Raw genomic sequence first — 3786 nt, 5'->3', positions numbered from 1 at the left:
GCACCTGAAAGACGTTCTTGGCCAGGTCGAGGCCGAGGGTGGTAATCTCCATCTTGGGTGGCTCCCAATGCTCAGGTTGTCATGACAGCAACCACATTGGCCCTTGGAGGTCGGGAGCGGGAGCCATCCACCCCATCTGCTTTCTGGCGGTGGCGTCAGGGGGGATGGAACCCCGGTTGTCAAAAGTACGCCCCGGCCGGCCTCCGTCCATACCCCCGTCGCCGCGTTCCTCATTGCAGCCATGCCCGCAGCGACAGACATCGACGCCTGGAGGCCGTCGGGTTAGCTTGCCTGACGCATCGGAAGGGAGCGGACCTCCATGCTGACACCCAAGAAGACCACCTGGATCGTCGTCGCCAACGCCCAGCGCTGCCGCGTGTTCGAGGAACGGCGGCGCGGCGCGGAACTGCATGAGCTGCCAGCCTGGGCGCGCGAGCGAAGCGACTTCCCGCCCACGCGGGCGCACCACGAGAAGGCCGTCCAGGGCCAGCGCTTCGGCTATGGCCAGGCGGTGGTCAACGAGCGCGACTTCGCCCAGGAGGCCGAGCGCGCGTTCCTCGCCCGCTGCGCCGCGGACCTGGACCTGGCCGCGGGCAAGCGCAGCTATGAGGCGCTGATCCTGGTCGCCGCGCCGCGCTCGCTGGGCGTGCTGCGCGACGAACTCGGCCGCAACGCCCGCGAGCTCGTCGAGCGCAGCGAGGTCTGCGATTGCGTCGAGGACGGAGCCGAGCGGATGCGAGAGCGGGTCCGGGCGATGCGCGCGCCGGCCTAGCGGGCGAACGCCCCGCGGTCACGCCTTGGGGCCGAGGTCTCCCTCGAAGAGCCGGTCGAGCTCTCTGCGGACCGAGACTTCGAACTCGTCCTTCCAGGCCGTGCGCGGCCGCGACATCACCAGGTCGCAGGCCATGGCGTCCTTGACGCGGTCCGCGGCCTCGCGTTCGAGCACGCCCGCCTTCACCAGCTCGGCCGTGAGCTGCAGCAGCCCGGCCGCCGTGGCCGGCGCCCGCAGTCCCAGATAGCCCATCGCCCGGTGGAGCCGTTCTTGTTCCTTTTGACCCATGCGCCTTTACCTCCCATCACGACATAACGCGCGGGGCGCGCGGCGGCGCCGCGGCGGTTGGGGCCGGTGCACGCCAAGGAGGCGGACCTTGACCTCGCGCCGCGGCTGCCTTCGTTCTCCCCCGCATCGAACGGCTGACGCCGCGCCCCCACGGGCCGGCGACGTGGAGGATGGGGTGTCGACGTACCTCTGGATCGCGCTCGGAAGCGCCATCGGCGGCGTGGCCCGCTATGCAGGCTCGAGCCTCATCGCCAACTGGATCGGCCAGGGGTTCCCGTGGGGGACCTTGGTCATCAACGTCACCGGCTCGTTCGTCATCGGCTTCTTCGCCGCCCTGACCGGGCCGGACGGGCGCGTGCTGGTCTCGTCCGACGCGCGTCAGTTCGCCATGGTGGGCCTGTGCGGCGGCTACACCACCTTCTCGTCCTTCAGCCTGCAGACCCTGACGCTGGCCCAGGACGGAGAGTTCGTCCGCGCGGGCCTGAACGTCGTGGGCTCCGTCGTGCTGTGCCTGCTCGCGGTCTGGCTTGGCTACGTCGCCGCCGCGGCGCTCAATGCGGTGAAAGGGAGTTGAACACCATGCAGGCGCCCGGTCCCGCAGTCCTCGTCCGGATCTATACCGAAGAAGGCAAGCGCAACGGCCACCGGCCGCTCCACGAGGCGATCGTTTTGAAGGCGCGGGAGCTCGGCCTGGCCGGCGCCACGGTGCTGCGCGGCCCGATGGGCTTTGGCCAGTCCCACGCCATCCACACGGCCAAGATCCTCGACCTCTCGGCGAAGCTGCCGCTGGTCATCGAGATCGTCGACACCGAGGACAAGGTCGAGACCCTGCTGGCCGCGCTGGGCGACATGCGCGACATCGGCCTGGTGACGACCGAGAAGGTCCAGGTGGTGCATTACGGCGGTCGAGCCGACGCATAGCCCCGACGCCGCGATGCCCTCAAGGGACCAGGACGGCGGCGCCGGTGAAGGCGCCGGCGCGCAGGTCGTCCAGCGCGCGGTTCGCCTCGATCAGCGGATAGGTGGTGATCTCCGCGCGGACCCCGGCCTCGGCCGCCAGCGGCAGGTACTCCAGGCCGTCCTGCCGGGTCAGGTTGGCGACCGAGACCAGCCGGCGCTCCTCCCACAGGTCGGCGTAGGGAAAGCTGGGGATCGGGCTCATGTGGATGCCGCCGCAGACCACCGTCCCGCCCTTGCGGACCGCCCGCAGCGCCAGCGGCACAAGGCCGCCGACCGGCGCGAAGATGATCGCCGCGTCCAGCGGCTCGGGCGGCGTCTCATCGGAGCCGCCCGCCCAGGCGCAACCCAGCCGGCGCGCCAGCTCCTGGGCCGCGGCGTCGCCGCCGCGGGTGAAGGCGTAGACCGCCTGGCCTTGCCGGATCGCCAGCTGCGCCAGCAGGTGCGCCGCCGCGCCGAAACCGTAGAGGCCGAGCCGCTCCACGGCGCGCGGCGCGCAGGCCATCCGCCACGAGCGATAGCCGATCAGGCCGGCGCACATCAGCGGCGCAGCCTCGACGTCCGAATAGGCCTCGGGGATCGGGAAGCAGAAGTCGGCCCTGACGATGGCGGTGTCGGCGTAGCCGCCGTCGCGGGTCCAGCCGTTGAAGCCGGGATCGTCGCAGAGATTCTCCTCGGCCTCGCGGCAATAGCGGCAGACCCCGCAGGTCGCGCCGAGCCAGGGCGCGCCGACCCGCTCGCCGACGGTGCGCGATCGCACGCCGGGTCCCAGCGCGTCGACGACGCCGATGATCTCGTGGCCGGGCACGACGCTTTGGCGCCGCATCGGCAGGTCCCCGTCGACCACGTGCAGGTCGGTCCGGCAGACCCCGCAGGCGCGGACGCGGATTCGCACCTCGCCCACGCCCGGCTGCGGGTCGGGGCGCTCCTCCGCCTGCAGCGGCGAGCCCGTACGGTGCAGCACCATCGCCAGCATGGCGGCCTCCTTCGCGACGCCTGCCGGCCAGTCTAGCCTGGCGAGGACCTGCGCCGAAGGAATTCGGCGCGCCGGCGCCTCACGCCCACCCCATGGCCCGCGCCGCGGTGAAGACCAGGAGGCCGACCACGCCGCCCACCAGGGCGCCGTTGATGCGGATATACTGCAGGTCGCGGCCCACCTGCAGCTCCAGCTTGTCGACCACGCTCTGCGTGTCCCAGCCGGACACCACCTCGGCGACGAAGCGGCCGATGTCGTGGCGGCGCGGCGCGAGGACGCCGGTGGCGAGACTGCGGCCGAGCGCGTTCAGCTGCTGCTGCGCGGCCGCGTCGCTCGCGAGCCACCCGCCGACCGCCTGGATGGCGCGTTGCAGGTGCGCGGCCAGGGTCCGGCCGTCGGCGGCGAGCTCCTGGGCGATGCGCGCCTCGATCCCGGCCCACAGCTGGGCCCCCTGCGCCCGGACGCGCGGATCGTCGAGCAGCCGAAGCTTCAGCCCCTCGACGCGGGCCTGCAGCTCCGGATCCGAGCGGAGCCGTTCGATGAAGCCCTCGATCGCCTGGCGCAGTTCCTCGCGCCAGGGATGGGCCGGGTCGCGCATCTCCTCGAGGGTCTTGAGAAGCCCCTCGCTGACCTTGTCGGCCAGCATGTTGTCGACCCACCTGGGGAACCAGCGGGGCGACTGCTCGGCCACCTTCTCGCGGATCGTCGTCTCGTGCCGGGCGATATAGCCGCCCAGCATCTCCACGCCGGCCTCCACCAGGGCCTGGGAGCGGCCTTCGTTCCAGAGGCCGGC

Annotated in this window: 6 protein-coding genes; 3 read left to right on the top strand and 3 right to left on the bottom strand. The window is 71.7% G+C overall.

Features of this window, described 5'->3' with window-relative positions:
• Positions 1-319 precede the first annotated feature (319 nt).
• A complete protein-coding gene (locus VJS38_RS06060; RefSeq protein WP_324087258.1) occupies positions 320-772 on the top strand; it encodes a host attachment protein in 453 nt (150 codons plus the stop codon).
• 18 nt (positions 773-790) lie between these two features.
• Here VJS38_RS06060 and VJS38_RS06055 read toward each other — a convergent pair whose 3' ends face one another.
• Positions 791-1060, bottom strand: a complete 270-nt coding sequence (locus VJS38_RS06055) for a hypothetical protein (RefSeq protein WP_324087257.1) — start codon at positions 1058-1060, stop codon at positions 791-793.
• Positions 1061-1235: 175 nt separating this feature from the next.
• Between VJS38_RS06055 and crcB the strand changes: the two genes are divergently transcribed.
• A complete protein-coding gene (gene crcB / locus VJS38_RS06050; protein WP_324087256.1) occupies positions 1236-1634 on the top strand; it encodes a fluoride efflux transporter CrcB in 399 nt (132 codons plus the stop codon).
• 5 nt (positions 1635-1639) lie between these two features.
• The gene (locus tag VJS38_RS06045; protein ID WP_324087255.1) at positions 1640-1981 is read left to right on the top strand and encodes a DUF190 domain-containing protein; all 342 of its coding nucleotides are present in this window, start codon (positions 1640-1642) and stop codon (positions 1979-1981) included.
• Positions 1982-2000: 19 nt separating this feature from the next.
• On the opposite strand, the gene VJS38_RS06040 is transcribed toward VJS38_RS06045, so the two are convergent.
• Both VJS38_RS06040 and VJS38_RS06035 read right to left on the bottom strand, forming a co-directional pair.
• Positions 2001-2993, bottom strand: a complete 993-nt coding sequence (locus VJS38_RS06040; RefSeq protein WP_324087254.1) for a zinc-dependent alcohol dehydrogenase family protein — start codon at positions 2991-2993, stop codon at positions 2001-2003.
• Positions 2994-3072: 79 nt separating this feature from the next.
• Positions 3073-3786: DUF445 domain-containing protein (locus tag VJS38_RS06035; RefSeq protein WP_324087253.1), on the bottom strand; the 714-nt coding region annotated here is incomplete at its 5' end.

This window comes from Phenylobacterium sp. (genome assembly GCF_035276905.1).
GTDB lineage: Bacteria > Pseudomonadota > Alphaproteobacteria > Caulobacterales > Caulobacteraceae > Phenylobacterium.
This window is presented reverse-complemented; position numbering and strand designations above follow the sequence as displayed.

Coding starts and splice junctions, on each gene's coding strand:
- VJS38_RS06045 (WP_324087255.1), top strand. CDS start 1,640: ATGCAGGCGCCCGGTCCCGCAGTCCTCGTCCGGATCTATACCGAAGAA.
- VJS38_RS06055 (WP_324087257.1), bottom strand. CDS start 1,060: ATGGGTCAAAAGGAACAAGAACGGCTCCACCGGGCGATGGGCTATCTG.
- VJS38_RS06040 (WP_324087254.1), bottom strand. CDS start 2,993: ATGCTGGCGATGGTGCTGCACCGTACGGGCTCGCCGCTGCAGGCGGAG.
- VJS38_RS06060 (WP_324087258.1), top strand. CDS start 320: ATGCTGACACCCAAGAAGACCACCTGGATCGTCGTCGCCAACGCCCAG.